Consider the following 21,384-nt stretch of genomic DNA (forward strand, 5'->3'; position numbering starts at 1 on the left):
TTGGGATATTTAATAGATGAACTGAGTTTTTACTTTTAGTGAAATTGATTATTCAGAATTATTGCTACTCTTTTTGACGTTAGTTTGATTTTTCTTATTAGTTAATTGATTTTCTAAAACAGAGTCAGGAACTTTTTTAATTTCTTCTTGTCGTTTTTTAAGCTCCGGAGCATTAGTTTTATATAAAGCTGTGGTGGATTTATGGTATTGACTAATCAGGGCAGTTGATTTCCGTTTTAGACTATTGAGTAGATCTTCCATTTGTTGAAAATTGGTTAAATAATCAAAATCAGATGGATTAACAGGTTTAAGCCCTGAAGGTGTATAAAAGCGTAATAAATTGTGATTATTAAGTAAATCAGAATATTTAAGCGATTTTTTTCCTTGACGAGCAAGATATTTAATTTCGACTTCTTCTTGGTGGGTAAAATTAATAATCTGCTTGCCAGTTTTACGATCGTAAACCAAACCATGTATTCCCTTGTTCCCAACGATAATATATTTTTGACTAACAATAGTACCATTTCTGAAAACTACCCAGGGTTGATACTTAGAAGATAGTAAGTCGTTACCGAATTGTAGGTAAGGTCGATTAGAAATTCCAAGTAAGTGAAGAAGGGTTGGTAAAACATCAATTTCTCCGGCTACTTGTTGTTTAATTTTTCCTTTTAATGACGGAGAGTAGATCATAAATGGTACGCGCTGCATTTGAACATTGTTGTAAACGTTCCATGTATCAGAGCTTTCACCAACAATTGGAGCAAGAGTTTCGTTTTCGGAATTAGTTAAGCCATAATGATCACCATAAATTACTATTAAACTATTTTTAATAAGACCAGATTTTTGGAGATAATTAAAGAATTCATGGACAGCCTGATCTAAATAATGGGCAGTTTCAAAGTAATTATTAATTGATTTATCACTGGTTTGTGCAGTTTTAAAATCTGGATCTAAGTCTTCACTATCCATATCAAATGGGGTATGGTTAGTAACTGTGATGAACTTACTATAAAAAGGTTGTTGCATTCGTTCCAGATATTTTATGCTTTCAGCAAACATTAGCTTGTCTTTTAATCCATAGCCAATATGGTCATTTTTGTCATGACTAAAGTAATTTTGATCAAAAAAATAATTATAGCCCAAGTTCTTGTAAACATCATCTCTATTCCAAAAGGTACCTACATTTCCATGAAAAACTGCGGATGTATAATTGCCTTTTTGCCTGAGAATTTGTGGAGCAGCTTGAAAAGTATTAGTGCTACCTAAAGCCGTGAAAAGTGAACCATCAGAGATACCGTAAGTCCCAGTTTCAAGCATAGTTTCTGCATCACTTGTTCTTCCAATTCCTACCTGATGATAGAAGTTAGCAAAACTAAGAGAATGTTGGTTGTGGTAAATTGAATTAAGAAATGGTGTAACCTCTTTCCCGTTAACTTTTAAGTCAATTAAGAATTGCTGAAAACTTTCAAGGTGAATAATAATTACATTTTTACCTTTGGCTACACCAAAATATTTTTGATTAGCTGGTGATTTGTTTTGTCGAGTAAAAGTCATAATCTTATTTAAATCGGCGGTATTGGCATTACGATTAACTTGTTCTGTTTGTTCATTTTTAATGCCGTCATAAATGGTATAAGTATCAATTCCCAAGTATTTAACAATATAAGAACGGTCAAAAGTGGTACGTAAAAGTCTTGGTCGAGATGATTCTGCTAAAAAGATGTTTAAAATCAGTATAAAGATGCCAAAAGTTGTGATTGTAAACGGAGTGAGTAATCCATATGCTTTTTCTTCAATTATAATTTTTTTACTAATTAGCAAAAAAATTATAATTAGTAAATCTAGCCATAATAATAGATCAGTTGGTTGCAAAAGTGCAACGGCGCTTTTACCAAGACCTGGAGCAACCTTGCTGGCATTGGTAATTGTTTTGACAGTAATGAAATCCGAGAACTGCCGATAATACAATATATTTGCAAAAAGTAGCCCTGTATTTGCAATATCTAATATTATCATTACACAATATGAGATAATTGGTTTAGTAAAATAAAATCCAATACTAAAAAGTAAAATTGCGGTGGCGATAGGACTAAGCCACATAATAATATGTTGATAAGGATCCGAAATACCTAAGTTAAAGTCATGATAAGCAGCAAAAATATATTTAATTGTAAATAAAATGACTAAGAGGGAAAAAAATCCAGTTCGGGTTTCAATAAAATTAATCAGATTCTTTTTTTTCAAAGTGAACGCTCCTTATCAGACTATTTTAAAAGTTTATCTAGTTTTAGACAAATTTTTCAGCATTGTTAGTCATTTTTTAAGAAATGATCAATTGATTTTAGATATAATTTAGAAGAACTTTATTTTATAGGAACTGATTAAACATGATTTTTTTAGGAACATTATACAATTTTATTGCTCAACTTTTAGCTACTAGGGTAAATCATTTTGCTCTGATTAAGCTAACCATGCTAGCACTTGATAAAACAATTTTTTATTTTTTGCTTTTTATTATATTACGTTTAATCTGGTTATTATTGATTAAACAGCGTAGAACTATTAAATCTGAGTTCATGGTCTGGTTATTTGCTTTTTATTTAATTTTATTATTGTCTTTAACAACTTTTCGTAATACATATTTTCCTTGGGAGCTCACCTTTAATTTTAATCGCTCCTTGAGTGACATTAACCTTGTCTTTTTTAAAAAAACCTGGAAAATGATTTATGCAAAAAGTAGAATCGATTTTATTTATAATTCTTTGGGGAATATACTTTGTTTCATTCCATTTGGGTTCTTAATGCCATTTGTCTTTTTAAAAAATAATAGTTTTACTAAGGTTTTTGGTGCAGGAGTTTTACTTTCAATATTTATTGAAAGTATGCAATTCTTGCTTGCAACAGGTATCAGTGACATTGATGATGTTTTCTTTAATGCTTGTGGAGCAGCTGGTGGATATTTGTGTTATAAGCTGATAAATCGAGTATGGCAAAGTTATAAAACTATTTAAAAACACTGGTATTTGAAGCTTAAGATTGTTAAAATATTCTTGTGAAATAAATATTTAATTCAGTAAGGGAAGCGTATTTTATGAGTTTAGTTAAATTTGACAGCACTAAATTAAAGCCATTTGTTCATGAAAATGAGTTAAGTGAAATGCAGGCGATGGTTGACGCTGCAAGTAAGGAATTGAAAGATGGTACTGGTGCGGGAAGCGATTTCTTAGGTTGGATTGATTTACCAGTTAATTATGATAAAGATGAATTTGCTAGGATTAAAAAAGCTGCCCAAAAAATTCAAAATGACTCAGAAGTTTTAGTTTGTATTGGTATTGGTGGCTCATATCTTGGTGCCCAAGCGGCAATTGAATTTTTAAACGGTGCGTTTTATGGCAAAAGTAAGGAAAAATATCCAACAGTTGTTTTCTGTGGTAATTCTCTTTCGGGCTCATATTTGCATGACTTAATTGCTTGGCTTGGTGATAAGGATTTTAGCATTAATGTCATTTCAAAATCAGGTACAACAACTGAACCAGCTGTTGCTTTTAGAATCTTTAAAGAGAAGTTAATTGCAAAATATGGTCAAGAAGAAGCAACTAGAAGAATTTTTGCTACAACAGACCGAGCTAAGGGTGCATTGAAGACCGAAGCTGATGCTGAAGGCTACGAGGAATTTGTTGTACCAGATGATATTGGTGGTCGATATAGTGTTTTGTCAGCTGTTGGGTTGTTACCAATTGCTGTTTCAGGTGCAGATATTGATCAATTAATGAACGGTGCTGCAGATGCAAGAAGTGATTACAATGATACTGACTTAACTAAAGCAACGCCATTCCAGTATGCTGCTTTGCGTAATATTCTTTATCGTAAGGGATATACTACTGAAATTGTTGAAAACTATGAACCAACTTTGAGAATGTTTAGTGAATGGTGTAAGCAATTAATGGGTGAATCAGAAGGCAAAGATAATAAGGGGATTTGGCCAGCAAGTGCTAATTTTACAACTGATTTACACTCTTTGGGTCAGTACATTCAAGAAGGTTTACGTAATCTATTCGAAACAGTCATTCGTGTAGAAACTCCTGCCAATGATGTTGAAATTCCATCAGATGATCGTAATTTGGATCAGTTAAACTTCCTGGCTGGCAAAAGTTTGAACTTTGTTAATGAGCGCGCTTATGAAGGCGTGGTTTTAGCTCATACTGATGGTGGTGTTCCGGTGATGACTGTTAATATTCCTGATCAAACTGAACACACTTTAGGCTATTTAATTTACTTCTTTGAACTTGCCATTGCGATTTCAGGATATTTAAATGGGATTAATCCATTTAACCAACCAGGTGTTGAGGCATATAAGCGAAATATGTTCGGTCTTTTAAATAAGCCTGGTTATGAAGAATTACATGATGATCTTTCAGCTCGCTTTAACGAGAAAAAATAACTATTGATACAGAATCATCCTGTACATTTTAATTTTATAAGTAAATTCAATTATGGAAAGGGTAAAAGTTGATAACTTTTTACTCTTTTTTGATTATCAAAGGAGGATTTATGAACGAAAAAAGCAATTCAATTAAGCATGTGTTAGCAATCATTAGTTGTGCCTTAATGGCTTTCGTTACGATTTTAACTGAAACAAGTCTTAATGTTACATTTCCAACATTAATGAAACAATTTCACATTGGTTTAGGATTAGTACAATGGACTACAACTGGATATTTATTGATGATTGCCATAATTATGGTTTCAAGTTCATATTTAAATGAACGTTTCTCGGCACGACAATTGTTTTTAACAGCAGCAGTTACTTTTATTGGTGGCTCACTCATTGCTTCTATAGCTACGAATTTTTGGATTTTGTTGATGGGACGTTTAATTTCTTCAGTTGGTGCTGGGCTATCAATTCCACTAATGTTTAATCTTGTAGTTGAATTAATGCCACAAGAAAAATGGGGTTTTTATATGGGCATAACTGGTCTAGTGATTATCTTGGCACCAGCTTTAGGGCCGACATTTGGTGGTTCAATTGTTTATTATTTTGGCTGGCCCTTAATTTTTCAAATAGTAGCTGGTCTTGCTTTTATTATTTTGTTATTAGGTATTTCAGTGATTGAGCAATATCATGAAAAAACAGATCCGGCTTTTGACTGGGTAAACTATGCAATTATCGTTATGGCGATGGTAATTTTCAACCTAGGTTTTAATCGAATTAGTAATGGTTTAGGCGATGCTGGGTTCTGGGTCAGCATGATAGTTGTTGCTATTTTAATTGTGATTTTTATTAAACTTTCGCAAACAAGTAATAAAAAGTTAATTGATCTTAAGATTTTCAAAAACAAACCATTCATTTTTGCGATGATTTCATATTTGCTTTTACAATTCATTAATATTGGTACTAGTTTTATATTGCCAAATTATGTTCAAATTGTTAATCATGAAAATTCGCTTATTGGTGGATTAGTGCTTTTACCCGGATGTATTTTAAGCGGGCTTCTAAACCCATGGTTTGGTGATATTTATGATAGAAAGGGTGCTAAAGTGCCGTTATTAACTGGTACGATCTTTTGTTTTACGGCAAGTGTATTGTTTGCTGCTTTTGGATTAAAAATTTCAACTTTAATGGTTGGCATTTTTTATGGCATTATGATTATTGGAAGACAAATGGCTTTTAATAATACGATGGCTGAAGCCTCGAAATTGCAGCCTGAAGAATTACATACTGATGCAACAGCCGTTTTCCAAACCGGTCAGCAATATGCAGGTTCAATGGGAACGACTGTAATGGCTACGATTGTTTCAACCTGGCAGAAAAAATCGGGTAATTATGCGATGTTGACTGCGCAAGGTACTCAAATAGCTTTTGTAGTAATGGCGATTATTAGTGTAATAATATTATTGAGCTACCTCAATTTGTTCAGACTAGAAAAAGAAGAATAATGTTATTGTTGTCTAAAAATTGAAATATCAAGTTAGGGAAATAGAGTATACTTCTTTTTTGTTTTATCAAAATATACATAAGTAATAGATTTTTTTAATAATTATGATAAAATAATAAACAATTGTTTAATGATTATTAATATGCTTTTATGAAATTGATAATCTTTATCGGAATATAAAGGAGTATGTTATGGCAAGTACAGGGAATAATAAACTAACTGCTAAAAATTTTTTCAATAATATTTTATCCGGTACAGCGACTGGGATCATTGTTGGCTTAATTCCTAACGCTGTGATAAGCGCAATTTTAAAATTATTTGGTCAAAATCTAATTACAATTCAAATTGGTCATGCATTGTTGATGTTTCAATGTGCTACCCCATTACTAATTGGTGCTCTAATTGCCATTCAGTTTAAAATGATTCCTTTAGATGTTGCAATAGTTGCAGCTTCTGCTTATGTTGGTTCAGGAGTAACTAAATTTATTCCTCAAATTGTAAATCCAATTACTAAGACTCAAGGATTATTTGTGTCAGCAGGTACTGGCGATTTAATTAATACAATGATTACAGCTGCAATTGCAGTAGGTCTATTGTTAGCGGTAGGTCAACATTTTGGTTCAGTCAAAATAGTCGCTGCCCCAATTTTAATTGGGGGTGGATCTAGCTATATTGGTATGTTGATTTTACCATATGTTAGTAAGATAACAACTTGGATAGGTGATGTTATCAATTCATTCACAAATTTACAACCTATTTTAATGTGTATTTTAATTGCTTGCATGTTTGCGATCTTGATTATTTCGCCAATTTCTACAGTTGCGATTGGTATGGCAATTCAATTAAATGGTCTTTCTGCTGGTGCTGCTGCGATGGGGGTTGCTGCTACCACCATCGTATTAGTTGTTCACTCTTGGCATACGAATAAATCTGGTGTAACGATTGCTATTGCTTTAGGAGCAATGAAAATGATGATGCCAAATCTTTTTCGCCATCCAATTATTTTGTTACCAACTTTGATTACTGCAATTATTTCTGCAATTCCTGTTGCCTTGTTCCATGTTAGCGGAACACCCGCTTCAGCAGGCTTTGGGTTAGTAGGATTGGTTGGTCCGTTAGCTTCACTAGATGCTGGTAAGTTGAGTATTAATATTGTGATGGCAATTATTGTTTGGATTATAATTCCAGCTGTTGTTGCAGTTGTTTGTCAATTTGTATTTGAAAAATTATTTAAAGTTTATGATGAAAAGGTAGTTTTTGCTTATTTAGGTGAATAAAGCATCGCTGAAGTTTGACGTAAAAGTAAAAAGGATTTAGCCACAATAATTCCCCTAAATTTGTCCTAATTTTGGGGATCATATCAGAATGAGGTTGAATCCTTTTTTGTTTAAATTTTTTTAATTTCAAATAGTAGAGCTTAAGCTAATTAAATTTTTTCCAGGCAGTTTCTATTTGGTTATAGTTTAAGGCTGAAGTATTTGGAAATAGCAGTTTTGCTTCTCCCAGCTCATTTTTGGCACCAACGCCAACAGAAAGTGCACCTGCACTATTTATTGCTTTAATACCGGCGATCGAATCTTCAATTCCAATACAATCTTTGGGCTCTACATTGATAGCAGATGCAGCTGCTAGAAAAATATCTGGGGCAGGTTTTCCAGACATTACTTTGCTTGGATCAGCAATTGCATCAAAAACAGAATTTAATTGCAGTTTTTCTAAAATATAAGGGCCATTAAGACTGGCTGAAGCTAGTGATAATTTAACATTATGTTGTTTAAATTGGGAGATTAAATCAGATATTCCCGGAAGAATATTTTGTGGTGTTAAACTAGCAAGTAATTTACGAAAGACGTTATTCTTTTCGTCAGTCATTTCTTGAAAATTCGCATCACTAACTTTAATATCAAGATAGTTTAAGATTGCTGTTAAAGAGTCCTTACGACTAACTCCTTTAGTTTGTTTTTCTAATTCGTCAGGCAAATCACGGTTAAAATGATCTTTAATTAACTTGCGCCATGCCTGAAAGTGGTAAACGGATGTATCGGCAATTACGCCGTCAAGATCAAACAGTACGCCTTTCATTTAAGAACTTCCTTTCACTTGATAATGGTGTTTGTACCATGATTTCTTTGATTTTTGCAAAATCATCATCTGAAATATTGATAAATGGGAGCATTACGTTCATCTCGGTTAAAGAACTGCCACCAAAAGTCTCCAGATTCTTAGGATCTTTCAAAAAGCCAAATACGTCGTTGATTGGTTCTAATTTTTTAACTAATTCTTGATCAGCCATAATTTGTTTAGCTGGCATTGCCAAATTGTAATATTCAATGTAACTAGTTACTGGTTGGTAGCTAATAGTATATTTTCCGCCGGTGAGGGTCAATGGTAAGCTTTCATTAACGCCATTGACTTTCACTTGACCGTTATTCCGAGGCAATTTAACCGTTACTGTTTGTCCAAATGGAATAGTTAAGTTAATTTCAATTGTATGCTTTTCGTCTTTTTCAAGTTGATATTCAACTTGGAGATCACCATATGAGCTTTCATAATGGCCTTGAACATGTTTGAGACGATAATCAAATCGTGGCGCAAACTCAACTTTTTGATAGCCGTTTTGTTGTTTATGGAGTCCAAGAACTTGTTGATAAACCCACTGCATGATTGCTCCGATAGAGTAATGATTTAATGAATTCATTCCTTCAGGATTCATTGAACCGTCAGGTAAAACTGAGTTCCAACGTTCCCAGATGGTAGTAGCCCCAAGGTTAACGGCATAAAGCCAACTTGGAAAATCTTCGTTTAAGAAAATTTGTGTAGCCAGTTTATGCTCACCGTTTTCTGACAATACTTGACAAATCAATGGGGTACCCACAAAGCCAGTCTTTAGATGATTATTATCTTTGCCAAGGCGCGTCACCAAATCACTTACGACACGCTTTTTCTGTTCTTCAGGGATCAGATTAAAGCGCAGTGCTAATGCATAAGCAGTTTGTGTGTCGATTGCTAAGCGCCCATTATGCGTGATATATTCAGATCTAATAGCCTGCTTGATAGCTTTAGCCTGTTCAGCGTATTTGTGAGCATCTTTTTGATGACCTAAAACTTTAGCGGCGGCAGCAACGATTGAACTTGAGTAGTAATAGTAAACGGAGGCAATGAAGTCTTCATCAGTTTTACCAGTAGGCATTGCCGGATTTTCACCATCAAGTGATAGCCAATCACCAAATTGGAAGCAACCTGTCCAAAGATTTGGCTTTGAGGTCGATTGACTAATCCAGTCAACCCAAGCTTTCATACTAGAATAGTTTTGCCTTAAAATTGCTGGATCACCGTATGCTTCATAAACTGTCCACGGAATGACAGTCGCAGCATCGCCCCAAATAGCGGCTCCACCACTGTCGTTACCCATTGCTGGGGCATACATGGTAAGCATTCCATCATGATTATTTTGCTCGATTTGCATGTCACGGGCATACTTCTTAAAGAATGCGTATGCGTCCATGTTCAAGATGGCAGTGCCTGAAAAAATGTCCGCATCCCCAGACCACCCAAGACGTTCATCACGCTGCGGACAATCTGTTGGCACGTCAAAGAAATTACTTTTTTGACTCCACATTACGTTAGCTAACAGGCGATTAACCTTGGTATTATCTGTCTTAATGGCCCCGGTAGTTTTCATATTTGAATAGATTACTGCTGATCTAAAATCTGCCTTAGTTAGTGGTTTAGTATTGCCAGTAACTTTGACATAGCGGTAGCCATAATAAGTGAAGTGGGGACGCACCCATTTTTGTTCACCATTTGAAGTATAATGGAATGCTGCTCGGGCTTCCCTTAAATTGTCACGGTAAAAATTACCATTTTGCAGGATTTCGCCAACCTGTAATTTAAGCGAAGCGCCGGCATTTTCCCGGTTAAAGAATTCTGGCCATCCAGCATGATTTTGACCAAAATCTAAGACCGTTTCACCAGCAGGTGTTTTAATTATTTCTTTAACTGGAAGATATTCATTGACCTTAAGAGGCAAACTCAAACGATCATGTAGAATTTTCTTGGAATAATCAAGTACGGTTACTGGCTGCCAATCAGCTATTACATGAGTATCATCATAATCTTCACCGTAATAGATAGCCGACTTAGTGATTTTACCTGAAGTAGTTTTCCAGGAAGCATCACTTAAAATTGTTTCCGTTGAATTATCAGCGTATTGAACATGTAATTCGACAATAGCCATTTGGCGATTGCCATAGATGTTTTCTTGTCCGCCATCAAAACCAAAGTTGCCTTTATACCAACCATCACCAAGAGAAATCAGTAATTCTTGGTCAGAGGATTTTTGGAGAAGTCTAGTTACGTCATAAGTTTGCACTTGAACCAATTGGTCATAGGCGGTTACACCTGGGGCTAATATTTCATTGCCAACTTTTTCCTTATTCAAGTAGGCTTCATAAACTCCCAGGCCAGTAATGTAAAGACGAGCACTTTTTACCGGCTTTTTTAACGCAAAGTTCTTTGCAAGCAAAGTATTTTGAAGATCTTTATTAGAATTGCCAATCCAACTAGCAGTGAACGGCTCAACCATTTTACCTGTTTCAAAGAAACTATTTTTACTGCTTTCATCGTTATCATTTTTTACAGAAACGGTTAATTCGTAGCGCGTTCTATGCTGCAAGTTAATCGCAAAATCAAAAAAGTTATTATTATAATCTTGCCAGTCTGAATCGTAAATTTCTTTATCAGCTTTAACAACGATTCTTTTCTTTGTGTTTTGCATAGCGGCAGAACTAGTAAGATTAAATTCAACCCGTAAATGATTATCTAAATCATAACCAAGTGGCTCGGTCATATGATTAATTGTAATCTGATTAATTTCAATCATTATTTTACTCTCTTTCTATAGACGGGTATCGAAACGACCGCAGAAAGGATCTACTGGGTTTTTACCGAGAAATTTTTCTTGACCCATCATTTTCTTCAATAAGGCATCAATAGTAACATCGTTGCCAGTATAAGCATTAACGTAAGTTGAAACCATCGGAATATCAAAGAGGTGGTAAGGATTGCAAGTGGAAACAAAGACAGTTGGGATGTCCTTCATGAACCATGGTGCATCTGCGGCCATCAAGTGAATCCAATCTAATCTAGTGGTAGTTTGGTTACTTGCAGTTTCAACGTTGGCAACGTAAAAGGCAAGGTCAAAACTCTTCTTTTCAAATTGGACGCCACCTTCAAAAACTTCTTGGAAATCTAAGTGCTTTCGATCAAAGACGGAAACCTGGAATCCTTTTTCTTCAAGTTTTTCTTTAAATTTGGCTGTTACTTTACCGCCTTCTTTAAAGCCACCATCATCTGTATCACCTAAAACGACAAGCCGAACTCGTGGATATTTCTTTGGTGTAATTGGCAGTAATTGATCACGATCCTTAACAAGAGTAACTGATTCTTCAGCAACCTTAGCAGCAAGCTTTTCGTGTTCTGCCAGCTTTAAATCAAAATTACTTGATGAAGGTTCACAAAGTTCACCTGCGGTATTCATCACGCCTTGTGCTACCTTAGTTGCGATAATTCTAGTAACAGCTTCATCAACGCGTGACATTGGAATGGTACCGTTAGCTACGGCATCAGTAATAAATTTGTAATCTTCGTCAATATCTTTATTAAAGAGAATCATGTCAATACCGGCATTGATTGTTGCAGGTAAGGCTTCTGACCTCTTCATTGTTGCGTTATAACCAATCATTGGCGTTGCATCAGTAATGGTTAAGCCGTTGAAGTTCAAAACTTTCCGAAGTAAGCCGTTAATTAAAAGCTTAGAAGTTGAAGCTGGTCTTAAATCTTTATCTTCAATTCCTGGCTCAAGTCGGCGTTCCCAAGCAGGCTGCATAATATGAGCAATCATGATACTTGGCAAACCATTATCAATTAAGTGGTGATAAATTTCTCCGTAGGATTTCATCCATTCATCAGCGGAAAGCGAATTAATCGAACTTAATAAGTGCTGGTCACGTTCATCGACACCATCACCAGGGAAGTGCTTGGCAACAGGAATAACGTGGTTAGCATTTAGTCCGGCAATTTGAGCGTCAGACATTCTAATTACTCGTTCTTTATTACTGCCATAAGTTCGGACATTCATAATTGGATTACGAAAGTTTTGGTCCAAGTCGACGATTGGTGCAAATGACATGTTGCCACCAACTTGTTTTGCTTCGTAACCAGAGACATCTCCTAAATTATAAGCGTTTTGAGCGTTATCGGTTGCAGCAATCTGCAATGGGCGGCCAAACCATGTACCACCATTTACAAGCCCATTACCGCCGGCTTCAAGATTAGCTGCAATTAAAAGTGGAATGTCACTTGCTTTTTGTGAAGTTGCAATTTCGTGTTGCAGTTTTTTGGCATCATCAGGACGGTACATAATTCCACCTGGTTGATATTTTTCGACAAATGCTTTCAAGTCCGTGTTTTCTTCGTCTTCGCCGATGACAAAGAAAAGTTGACCAATTTTGGCATCGGTTGACATGCTTGCTACTTTTTGCTTAACAAAGTCAATTTGCGCAGCAGACAAGTTATAAGGTTTTTTAGATAGGTCTGTCATATTTTTCCTCCGTGTGCTATAAATATAAATTGATTTAAGATTTATTTTAATCTAGTGTTAGTGGTTCTGCTATTGCCAAAAATCATAAATATTGTGTTGATTTCACAGATTTTATTTTGAAACAGAGATTAAAGTTTAAATAAACAGCACACTACCAACGAAAGAAAGGAGTAAGCATTTTGAAAGAAGAAGTATTGAGCCTATTACGAAAAAATAATTCACCCCGAAATTGGTCAGATGTTCTTGCTACGGTTGAAAAAAACGGTAATCTGACAAAAAAAGTTGGACAAATCGAGAATGAACCAATCTACCGTTTCTTTGATACCTATTCGGATGATCTAACACTTAATAGCAGTTCTATTTCGATTGCAGTACAACCGACTAATTCTTTTATTCCATATCATATTCATGATTATGTTGAAATAATGATCCCACTAATTGAAGACTGTGTGGTGGTTTTAGAGCATTCCGAAATTAAAGTTAAACAAAATAACTTGATTTTTATGGGAAACAGAACTATTCATAAAGTTAAGCCAATTAGTAAAAAAGGAGTGGTTGTTAATATTGCATTACGAAGTTCAGCTTTTTCTTTAAACGAGCTTGACTATTTAAACCATCGCGAAAATGGCTCTAACATTTCTAATATCTTATTTTCACTTTTATCCAATGAGGAATATGGTGAGGGTCGTTATAGTCTATTTGAAGTTAACCATGATGTTAAAATTACTAATTTAATCTATGATATTATTTCAGAATACTATCACCCTGATATCCAGTCCGATCAGTTGATTCGGTTGGAAATGTTAACGTTATTTTCGCTATTAATTAGGCAAGCAGCTAACGCTGAAATCAAGGTAAAAGATTTTCGAAAGAAAAACAATAACTTACTATCACTTCTTTTATATATTGAAAAACACTACAGTAACATTACATTGCAAAAAATGGCCACCCACTTTGGCTTTAATCAGAATTATTTATCGGACTATCTAAAAAAGCATACTGGTAAGACCTTTATCCAATTAGTGCATTTGCAACGAATCAATGTTGCAGCCGAATATCTAACTTATACGACAGCGCCAATTGAAAGGATTGCTACTAGGGTAGGTTACGAAAATCCTTCGTATTTTTATAAAATTTTCAAAAAGTATTTTGGGATTTCACCAGCTGAATATCGTCAAAAAAATAGTTAAAAAAATGACTAGTAAGGCAATTTACTGGTCATTTTTATTTTTTGTTATTCATTAAAAACTGGGAAATGGATATAGTTTCTCTGTTTTTTGAATATGGTCACTACTCCTTATGGATAATATACTTTTAAATGAAATTTGAAAGCGAAACCAAGTAAGGAGAAGAATCAATGAATAAAAAACAAATATCTAAAGCAATAGGTATTTTAAGTATGAACCTATTGCTAATGTTGGCAACAGCAGTAACCTCCGCTATTGCGGCAATTGCTAAGTCATTTTCTAAGGAGCCTATTTCTAAGGTACAGTTAATTGGCTCTATCCCACAATTAGGTCAAATTATTGCTACGGCATTATTTGCATATTTAACTTTTAAGATGACCAGAAAGAATTTAGGACTTTTAGCAGTTGCTGTTGTCGGAATTGCCGGCGTTTTACCAGCAATCTATAGTAACAGCTTAAACTTAATCCTAGCTTGTATGGTTTTAGTTGGTTTTGGGACAGGTACAATTACTAATGTTGTTCCCGTATTATTGCAGGAAAACTTTGAAGGTGAAGCAAGAGCTACAGCAATGGGTTGGGCAACTGGTGTAACTAATATTGGGATGATGGTTTTTACGGCTTTAGGTGGTTTTTTAGGTAGTACCAATTGGAGAAATCTTTTCTGGGTTTATGCATTAGCTCTAGTTGTTTTCATATTGGCATTTATCTTAATTCCACAAGATACTAAATTGCAAAATACAGATAAAAATAAAGAGGGTGGCAAGAAAGAAAGCTTTTGGACTTTGTTAAAGCAAATGAACAACCTAGTATATGTTTTATATCTAGTTAACTTCATGCTTTCTTTAGCAATGATGACATTCTTGTCTAATCAATCAATTGTTTTGGCTGCGCAAGGAAAAGGAACTGCTTATGTTGCCATGGTAACTGCTTTAGGTAATGTAGGTGGCATTATTACCGCGACATTCTTAACTTACATTAGAAGGTTCACTAAGAAAGATACAATTGCTTGGGGCTTTATTGCCTTTGCACTTTCATTTATTTGTATTGTCTTTTCATCAAATATTGTAATGCATATCATTGGTAATGCCTTTTCAGGAATGGGAATCGTCTTAGTTAACGCTACTGCACCATTTGAAATGTCAATTTTAACAGACCAAAAGCAATTTCCATTAGCAATTTCAATTAATACTTTGTTAGGTTCAATTGCTGGTATGATTGTGCCGATGTTATTAGCAGCTGTTAAAATTGCGCCAGGACGTGATTCATATATTGCCGGAATAGTTATTTCTGTAGTAACTGCTGCATTATTATTTATCACTCGTTTTGGTTCTAGAGTTGAAAAAGAACAAGGTAAAAACAAATAATTTTTAATAGAGAATAAAAGATTCGGGGATGTATTATGAAGGTTGAACAATATAGCTTAGATAAAGATTACTCTAATGTTACTCTTACTACCTATGTTTTGGATGATTCACCAGAAACACTAAATGGCAAGCCAAGACCAGCAATTATTATTTGTCCTGGAGGAGGTTTCTTTAGTTGTACCGATCGTGAAGCAGAACCTGTCGCTATGTATTTTGCATCAATGGGTTATCATAGTTTTGTACTGCGTTATTCAACTTACTTTAGTCATGGTTTAGAAATGCCTGATTTATCAAAGCCCTTGCCGTTAAAAAAGGAAACAATATATCCTAAGCAAATTCGGCAATTAGGGCAAGCGATGCTTTTAGTTAAAAGAAATGCTGAAAAATGGCATGTCAATCCTGATCAAATAGGTGTGTGCGGCTTTTCAGCTGGTGGTCATGTTGCATCGCTGTATGCTACCAGGTACAATGAGACTGTGTTAACTGATTACTTGAATGCAAGTAGTCAACAATTGCGACCAGCATTTGCGATTATTGGCTACTCTCTTACTGACTATCATTTGTTAGACCAGCAATTGCGCGCTAAGAAAGATTCGCCTGGCGAATATGCCTTTATGAAAGCTTCTAACGTGGCTTATGCTGGTGTTGAATTTCCAGATAAAAAATTGGAAACTGAAATCAGTCCAGTTGATCACGTTGATAGTGAAACACCGCCATTCTTTATTTGGACAACAGCAGCTGATCCATTAATTTCTCCACTTAATTCATTACATATGGCATCCTGCTTAGCAGAAAATAATATTCCGTATGAAATTCACGTTTTCGGAGAGGGAACTCATGGCTTAAGCTTGGCAACGCAAGCTGTGGCTGATTCCAAGTCACAAATTAAACCAATTGTTGGCCAATGGACAACTCTATGTACAAAATGGTTAGAAAAACGCTTTGCCTTAGACTTGCCCGCAAAGAGTCCTTTTGAGGAAATGAAGGACAAGGAAGAAGGCAATGCTAAAAATTAAGTAAATCAGATCGTCATGATCTGATTTTTTGTTTACTTTTAGAATTATTTGCAAAAGCAACGGAAAAAATGTTGGTAAAAAACTGTGAAAACGACATGCTTTTCCTGGCTTTTCGCTATAGTAGAGAAAAAATTTAACTCATATACTTAAATTACTAATGTAATCGCATTAATCAGTGCAGTAAATATAATAAGTTTTTTTAACTAAGTAGTTCAATATTTGGAAAGAAAATAGCAAAGCAATTTTTGCTTGATAAAGATTGCTAATGGCATGTAATTGCATTATTTTTGACAAGATTAGGAAGGAAAATTTGATTATGACCAGTGGGATGAACTCTGTTGGTCAGTAAAATCAATCCTGATTTGCGCACACGATCAAGTAAAATTAAGACACCAGTAAAGCAAGTATGAAGAGTTGAAAAAAGGCCGGCAGATCCACAGTCGCTTCCCAATTGCTGTGCTTTGGGATCATGAGGTATTCCTTGTAAAACTTTTCCATTAAATAAAGCTGTTGGTACGCAAGCACTTTTTGTGGGATGAAAAGTGGTATTTGCTAATTTCATAACATCAATTAATTCTGTTTGACCAACTTCTTGGACGGGTTTACCAAAAATCTTTTTAATTACTAAGCCCAATAAAATAAAATTAGTGTCAGCGTAACGCATTTTATGTTCAAATTCATTTGTAACTGGAAGGTGAATAATTGCGTCTAAAAGTTTATCATGGCTAAGTTCATCTCGGTGTTCTATCCATCCACGAATCCCACTTGTATGAGTCATTAAGTGAAAAAGTCTCACTCGCTCATCGGTGAATTCAGGAATAAATTGGTGAAGTGGTTCGGAAAAATTGAGTTCATTTTCTTGATAAAGTTTTAATAAAATATTTTCTGTAATTAATACTTTGGTTAAACTTGCTAAATCATATTCTGCAAATGGACTGAGTTGAGTTACGGTGGGGTAAATACTTGCAAAACCAATTGTTGATGTAAAAATTTGTTCATTATTAATAAAAGCGTAGTTAACACCGGGGACTACACGTTCTGAGACCATTGATTCAATTAAAGTTTGTGTGGCTGAATAATCAATCATAAAATTTGTCCTTAATTAAAATATTTTTCATTCTATATATACAATTACAAAGGTATTTTATGGTTTATAGTTATTAAATCTAGTCAAAAATGAATGTTAAGACCTAAAGTTGTCTTTAGTCGCAAATTTGTTAGTAAGTTTAACGTTAACTCGTAAATGTTAAAAAAATTATTTTATGATGTTTTTACTAAAAGCGCTTGCAGGTGCTTATTGATGATGCTATATTAACTTTAATAAAAGAAATACGTGATTTTGACGCGTTACTGGTAGAGCAGGCGAGATCAAATGTACAAAATATAACCATAATTGATGGTGTTATTTTACGTACGTTTGATCTTTTTTTATTGAAAGAAAAGAAGGATTAATATGAATGAGCATCAGATTGCTGAACAAATCTTAAGTGAAGTTGGTGGAAAAAACAATGTGTCTGGATTAACGCATTGTTTTACTCGACTTAGGTTTGTGTTAAAGGACTATAAAAAAGCGAATAAGAATGCGCTTAGCCAGATTGAAGGAGTGATTCAGGTAGTTGAGGCTGGAGGGCAACTTCAAGTTGTTTTGGGTAATAAAGTCGAACAAATTTATGACCAATTAATGCCTTTATTAGCTGAAAATGTAAATGACGATCAATCTTCATCAAAAGTTGGTTGGGGCACAAAAATTTTAAATGTGGTAACTGCAATTTTTACCCCGACTGTGCCAGCTATTGCTGCTTCGGGAATGCTTAAAGGTATTCTAGCAGTTGCTGCTTTAATTGGTTTAAATGCATATCATACCGATGTTAAAACTTTTAATACGTATATCATTTTAAATGCTGCTTCAGATGCACTTTTCTACTTTATGCCAATTATTTTGGCCCGTTCGGCTGCTAAAGTTTTTAAAACGAACGATTATATTGCTATGACTTTGGGAGCTACACTTTGTTACCCAACGATTGTAGCTTTAATGACTGGTAAAACTAATGTGACGCTTTTTAGCATTAGTATTACCAAAGCCAATTATGTTTCGTCTGTTGTTCCGATAATTATCGCTGTTTTTGTCTTGTCATATGTCGAAAAATTTATTAAGAAAATTATGCCAGACGTTTTAAAAGTTATCATGGTTCCAACATTATCACTTGTAATTATGGTACCGGCAACTTTAATGGTTTTTGGCCCGATTGGGATTTACTTCGGTGATTTCATTAATTGGGCATACCATTGCATTATGAATTTGAGCCCAATCTTACTTGGTGCATTTATTGGCGGTATCTGGTGCATTTTAGTCATTTTTGGTGCTCACCGAGCTATCATCCCAATTGGGATTAACGATGTTGCCAAAACTGGCCGGCAAAATCTTTTAGCCTTTGCAGGAGCGGCTAATTTTTCGCAAGCTGGAGCAGCATTAGGCGTTTTCTTAAAAACCAAAAACAAAAATCTGAAAACTGTAGCAGCTTCGGCGACGGTTACTGCTTTGTTTGGAATCACGGAACCAGCCATTTACGGTGCCAATTTACGCTTGAAAAAGCCGATGGCTTATGCTGTTATTAGTGGGGCGCTGGGCGGCGCTCTGATGGGCTGGGGCGGTTCATATGGTAATGCCTTTGCCAATCAAGGAATTTTAACCATTCCCGTGTATGCATCAGCTGGAATTAAAGCCTTCATTTGTTACGTTTTAGGTTGTCTAATTGCTTTTGGTGGAGCGTGCTTCATGACCGTTATTTTTGGCTTTACTGATTTGCCAGAAAAAGATGCTGGAAATTCAGGTGAGCAGACAATAAATGGTAGTGAAAACACTATGATGCCAAAGCAGGGGCAGTTAACAACAATTAATCAACAGCTAGTTTTACAAGATTGTGACTTAATGATCGCTTCACCGGTCCAAGGGAAAGCAATTCCGCTTGCTCAGGTAGCTGACGAAGTATTTGCTTCCGGCGTTATGGGTAAAGGAATTGCGGTGTACCCCGATAAAGGGGAAATAGTTGCTCCTGCGTCTGCAACTATTAGTGTTTTATATCCGACAATGCATGCTTTAGGATTGATTCTAGATAATGGTGTTGAAGTGCTAATTCATATTGGAATTGATACGGTTAAGCTGCAAGGTAAGTATTTTAAAAAGTATGCTGAGGTGGGTGACCACGTCGAGAAAGGCCAGGTAATTATTACTTTTGATCAAAAAGCGATTGAACATGAGGGGTATGATTTAACAACATCAATCATTGTTACGAACTCTAAAAAATATGCTGCAGTTGGAGCAACAAAAAAGAATTACTTAGAGGAAGACAGTCCTTTGCTCTATCTCTTAACTAATAGTTAACATACTGCAAGCTTTAATTTTAAAAAGGAGAAACGAATGAAAAAATTTGCGAAAGACTTTCTATGGGGCGCATCATCTTCTGCCTTTCAAATTGAAGGCGCTTGGAATGATGCAGGTAAGGGCGAGTCAGTAGCTGACTTTAACTCTTTTAAGCACTCTACAGAACAAGCAGATACTAAAATTACTAGTGATTTTTACCACCACTATCGAGAAGACATTAAGTTAATGAAAGAATTAGGATTAAATGTTTATCGTTTTTCCATTTCATGGTCAAGGATCATTCCTGATGGTGATGGCGAAGTGAACCCGGATGGAATTAGATTTTATAATCAAGTGATCGATTATTTACTGGAAAATGGCATCACACCTTTTGTTACGCTATACCATTTTGATTTGCCATATGCGCTAGTTTTAAAGTATAACGGCTGGCAAAATAGAGCATGTGTTGCTGCATTTAGGCGGTATACGCAGATTTGCTTTCATGCTTTTGGTAAGCGGGTGAAAAATTGGCAGGTAATTAATGAGCAAAATTTAATGATTAGGGTCGATGAACGCATGAACATGGATCATGTTCCGACTAAAGATAGGGAACGAATTAGGGCGCAAATGGATTATCACATGTTTTTGGCAAATGCATATGCAGTTAATGATTGTCATGCGATCATCCCAAATAGCAAAGTTGGACCAGCTATTTCGGCCACAATGACGTATCCGATTTCTAGCAAGCCTAAGGATGTATGGGCCGCCAAAATGAATGATAATTTCAAAACTAATTATGCTCTGGAAATGTATTGCTTTGGCCGCTATCCTGGATATTATAGGGAGTACTTAACTAAACTGCACATTTTACCACAATTTGAAACCCAGGATCAGATAATTTTAAAAAAAGCCCGACCGGATTTTATTGCAGTAAATTATTATCGTACTTTAGCCGCAAGTTATTTTCCATCTAACGAGAAGTATCCTTTAGGAAGTCGCAAAAATGATGTTGACTTTGATTTAGCAGGCTATTTTAAAATTGAACAGAATCCTAATCTTAAGTCAACTGAATATGGTGCACAAATTGATCCATTAGGATTGAGAATGGTTTTAAATGAATATTATCATCAGTTTCGTCTGCCATTAATTATTACTGAAAATGGTTTGGGTACAAGTGATCAGTTAACTGATGACGGTAAAATTCATGATCAATATCGCATCGCATATTTGCATGATCATATTGCTGCTTGTTATGCTGCTATCCAAGATGGAGTAGAGCTAGTTGGGTATTGTCCGTGGTCAGTGATCGATTTATTAAGTTCACATCAAGGATTTAAAAAGCGTTATGGCTTTATTTACGTCAACCGGACGGACGATAATTTAAAAGACATGCAGCGTATTCCTAAAGATAGTTTTTATTGGTATCAAAATGTTATCAAGAATAATGGCTTAACAGACTAAAGAAGATAAGGCGCAAGGTTAATGCAAGTATTGAAAGTCCTGAATAATTCACTTATTTTGGCGCTCGACCGGTCAGGCAATGAATGTATTTTAATGGGGAAAGGAATAGGCTACCATAAGGCCATCGGTTGTCCTATTCAAAAAAAGGAAATTCAAAAAGTTTTTGTCCTTACCGATAATAAGAAGTTAAAGGAATTTGTTAAGTTAGCAAATAATATTCCTGATCAGTATTTGAATGTAGTTAAGGAAATTATTGATTTTGCTGCCAGTCAATATCAGATTAAAGTGCGCGATTACCTCTATTTGTCACTGGCAGATCATATATCATTTGTAGTTAAACGAGTGCAAGCAGGTGAAAGTGGTACAAATTTTAATTATCCGGATGTAATGGTGCACCATCAAGAAGAATATAAAATTGGCAAGTTTGCTTTAAGCCTAATCAAAAAGGATTAAAAAAT

General features: G+C 35.1%; 15 protein-coding genes. 10 read left to right on the forward strand and 5 right to left on the reverse strand.

Going from position 1 to position 21,384, the window contains the following annotated elements; genetic code table 11:
• Nucleotides 1–48: 48 nt before the first annotated feature.
• Nucleotides 49–2,244 (reverse strand): sulfatase-like hydrolase/transferase, encoded by a 2,196-nt coding sequence (locus F5ESL0228_RS03155; RefSeq protein ID WP_122018022.1) that lies wholly within the window; start codon nt 2,242–2,244, stop codon nt 49–51.
• 143 nt (nt 2,245–2,387) lie between these two features.
• Between F5ESL0228_RS03155 and F5ESL0228_RS03160 the strand changes: the two genes are divergently transcribed.
• The 4 genes from F5ESL0228_RS03160 to F5ESL0228_RS03175 all read left to right on the forward strand — a co-directional run bounded on the left by F5ESL0228_RS03160 (nt 2,388) and on the right by F5ESL0228_RS03175 (nt 7,213).
• The gene (locus F5ESL0228_RS03160) at nt 2,388–3,011 is read left to right on the forward strand and encodes a VanZ family protein (RefSeq protein WP_122018023.1); all 624 of its coding nucleotides are present in this window, start codon (nt 2,388–2,390) and stop codon (nt 3,009–3,011) included.
• A gap of 80 nt (nt 3,012–3,091) precedes the next feature.
• On the forward strand, nt 3,092–4,441 hold the full coding sequence (locus F5ESL0228_RS03165; protein ID WP_122018024.1) for a glucose-6-phosphate isomerase: 1,350 nt from the start codon (nt 3,092–3,094) through the stop codon (nt 4,439–4,441).
• A 110-nt stretch (nt 4,442–4,551) separates the two neighbouring features.
• Nucleotides 4,552–5,937, forward strand: a complete 1,386-nt coding sequence (locus F5ESL0228_RS03170) for an MFS transporter (protein WP_122022816.1) — start codon at nt 4,552–4,554, stop codon at nt 5,935–5,937.
• Nucleotides 5,938–6,127: 190 nt separating this feature from the next.
• Nucleotides 6,128–7,213, forward strand: a complete 1,086-nt coding sequence (locus tag F5ESL0228_RS03175) for a PTS sugar transporter subunit IIC (protein WP_122022817.1) — start codon at nt 6,128–6,130, stop codon at nt 7,211–7,213.
• 145 nt (nt 7,214–7,358) lie between these two features.
• Here the strand turns inward: F5ESL0228_RS03175 and pgmB are convergent, their stop codons facing one another.
• From pgmB to F5ESL0228_RS03190, 3 genes are read right to left on the reverse strand one after another with little or no spacing between them, the layout of a single operon-like run.
• Nucleotides 7,359–8,018: a beta-phosphoglucomutase gene (gene pgmB / locus F5ESL0228_RS03180; RefSeq protein WP_122022818.1), complete on the reverse strand. Its 660-nt coding sequence runs from the start codon at nt 8,016–8,018 to the stop codon at nt 7,359–7,361.
• Nucleotides 7,999–10,815 carry an alpha-L-rhamnosidase gene (locus F5ESL0228_RS03185; RefSeq protein ID WP_122022861.1) on the reverse strand — a complete coding sequence of 939 codons (2,817 nt, stop codon included), beginning with the start codon at nt 10,813–10,815 and terminating at the stop codon, nt 7,999–8,001. The genes pgmB and F5ESL0228_RS03185 overlap by 20 nt, the downstream gene beginning before the upstream one ends.
• An 18-nt stretch (nt 10,816–10,833) precedes the next feature.
• Complete coding sequence (locus tag F5ESL0228_RS03190) at nt 10,834–12,537, reverse strand: glycoside hydrolase family 3 protein (RefSeq protein WP_122022819.1); 1,704 nt, start codon at nt 12,535–12,537, stop codon at nt 10,834–10,836.
• A 179-nt stretch (nt 12,538–12,716) separates the two neighbouring features.
• Between F5ESL0228_RS03190 and F5ESL0228_RS03195 the strand changes: the two genes are divergently transcribed.
• The 3 genes from F5ESL0228_RS03195 (at nt 12,717) to F5ESL0228_RS03205 (ending at nt 16,104) form a co-directional block, all read left to right on the forward strand.
• The gene (locus F5ESL0228_RS03195) at nt 12,717–13,727 is read left to right on the forward strand and encodes an AraC family transcriptional regulator (protein ID WP_122022820.1); all 1,011 of its coding nucleotides are present in this window, start codon (nt 12,717–12,719) and stop codon (nt 13,725–13,727) included.
• Between the two features lie 167 nt (nt 13,728–13,894).
• Nucleotides 13,895–15,088, forward strand: coding sequence for an MFS transporter (locus F5ESL0228_RS03200; protein ID WP_122022821.1), 1,194 nt, complete (start codon nt 13,895–13,897; stop codon nt 15,086–15,088).
• Between the two features lie 35 nt (nt 15,089–15,123).
• Nucleotides 15,124–16,104: an alpha/beta hydrolase gene (locus tag F5ESL0228_RS03205; RefSeq protein ID WP_122022822.1), complete on the forward strand. Its 981-nt coding sequence runs from the start codon at nt 15,124–15,126 to the stop codon at nt 16,102–16,104.
• A 262-nt stretch (nt 16,105–16,366) separates the two neighbouring features.
• Here F5ESL0228_RS03205 and F5ESL0228_RS03210 read toward each other — a convergent pair whose 3' ends face one another.
• Complete coding sequence (locus tag F5ESL0228_RS03210) at nt 16,367–17,191, reverse strand: serine hydrolase (RefSeq protein ID WP_122022823.1); 825 nt, start codon at nt 17,189–17,191, stop codon at nt 16,367–16,369.
• A 366-nt stretch (nt 17,192–17,557) separates the two neighbouring features.
• Between F5ESL0228_RS03210 and F5ESL0228_RS03215 the strand changes: the two genes are divergently transcribed.
• Genes F5ESL0228_RS03215 through F5ESL0228_RS08425 form a run of 3 tightly spaced genes read left to right on the forward strand, consistent with a single transcriptional unit; the run spans nt 17,558 to nt 21,379 of the window.
• Nucleotides 17,558–19,486 carry a beta-glucoside-specific PTS transporter subunit IIABC gene (locus F5ESL0228_RS03215; protein WP_122022824.1) on the forward strand — a complete coding sequence of 643 codons (1,929 nt, stop codon included), beginning with the start codon at nt 17,558–17,560 and terminating at the stop codon, nt 19,484–19,486.
• A 36-nt stretch (nt 19,487–19,522) separates the two neighbouring features.
• A complete protein-coding gene (locus F5ESL0228_RS03220) occupies nt 19,523–20,926 on the forward strand; it encodes a glycoside hydrolase family 1 protein (protein WP_122022825.1) in 1,404 nt (467 codons plus the stop codon).
• Nucleotides 20,927–20,947: 21 nt separating this feature from the next.
• Nucleotides 20,948–21,379 carry a CAT RNA binding domain-containing protein gene (locus tag F5ESL0228_RS08425; RefSeq protein ID WP_233553516.1) on the forward strand — a complete coding sequence of 144 codons (432 nt, stop codon included), beginning with the start codon at nt 20,948–20,950 and terminating at the stop codon, nt 21,377–21,379.
• The last annotated feature ends 5 nt before the right edge of the window (nt 21,380–21,384 follow it).

The organism is Lactobacillus sp. ESL0228 (genome assembly GCF_003692825.1).
Lineage (GTDB): Bacteria > Bacillota > Bacilli > Lactobacillales > Lactobacillaceae > Lactobacillus.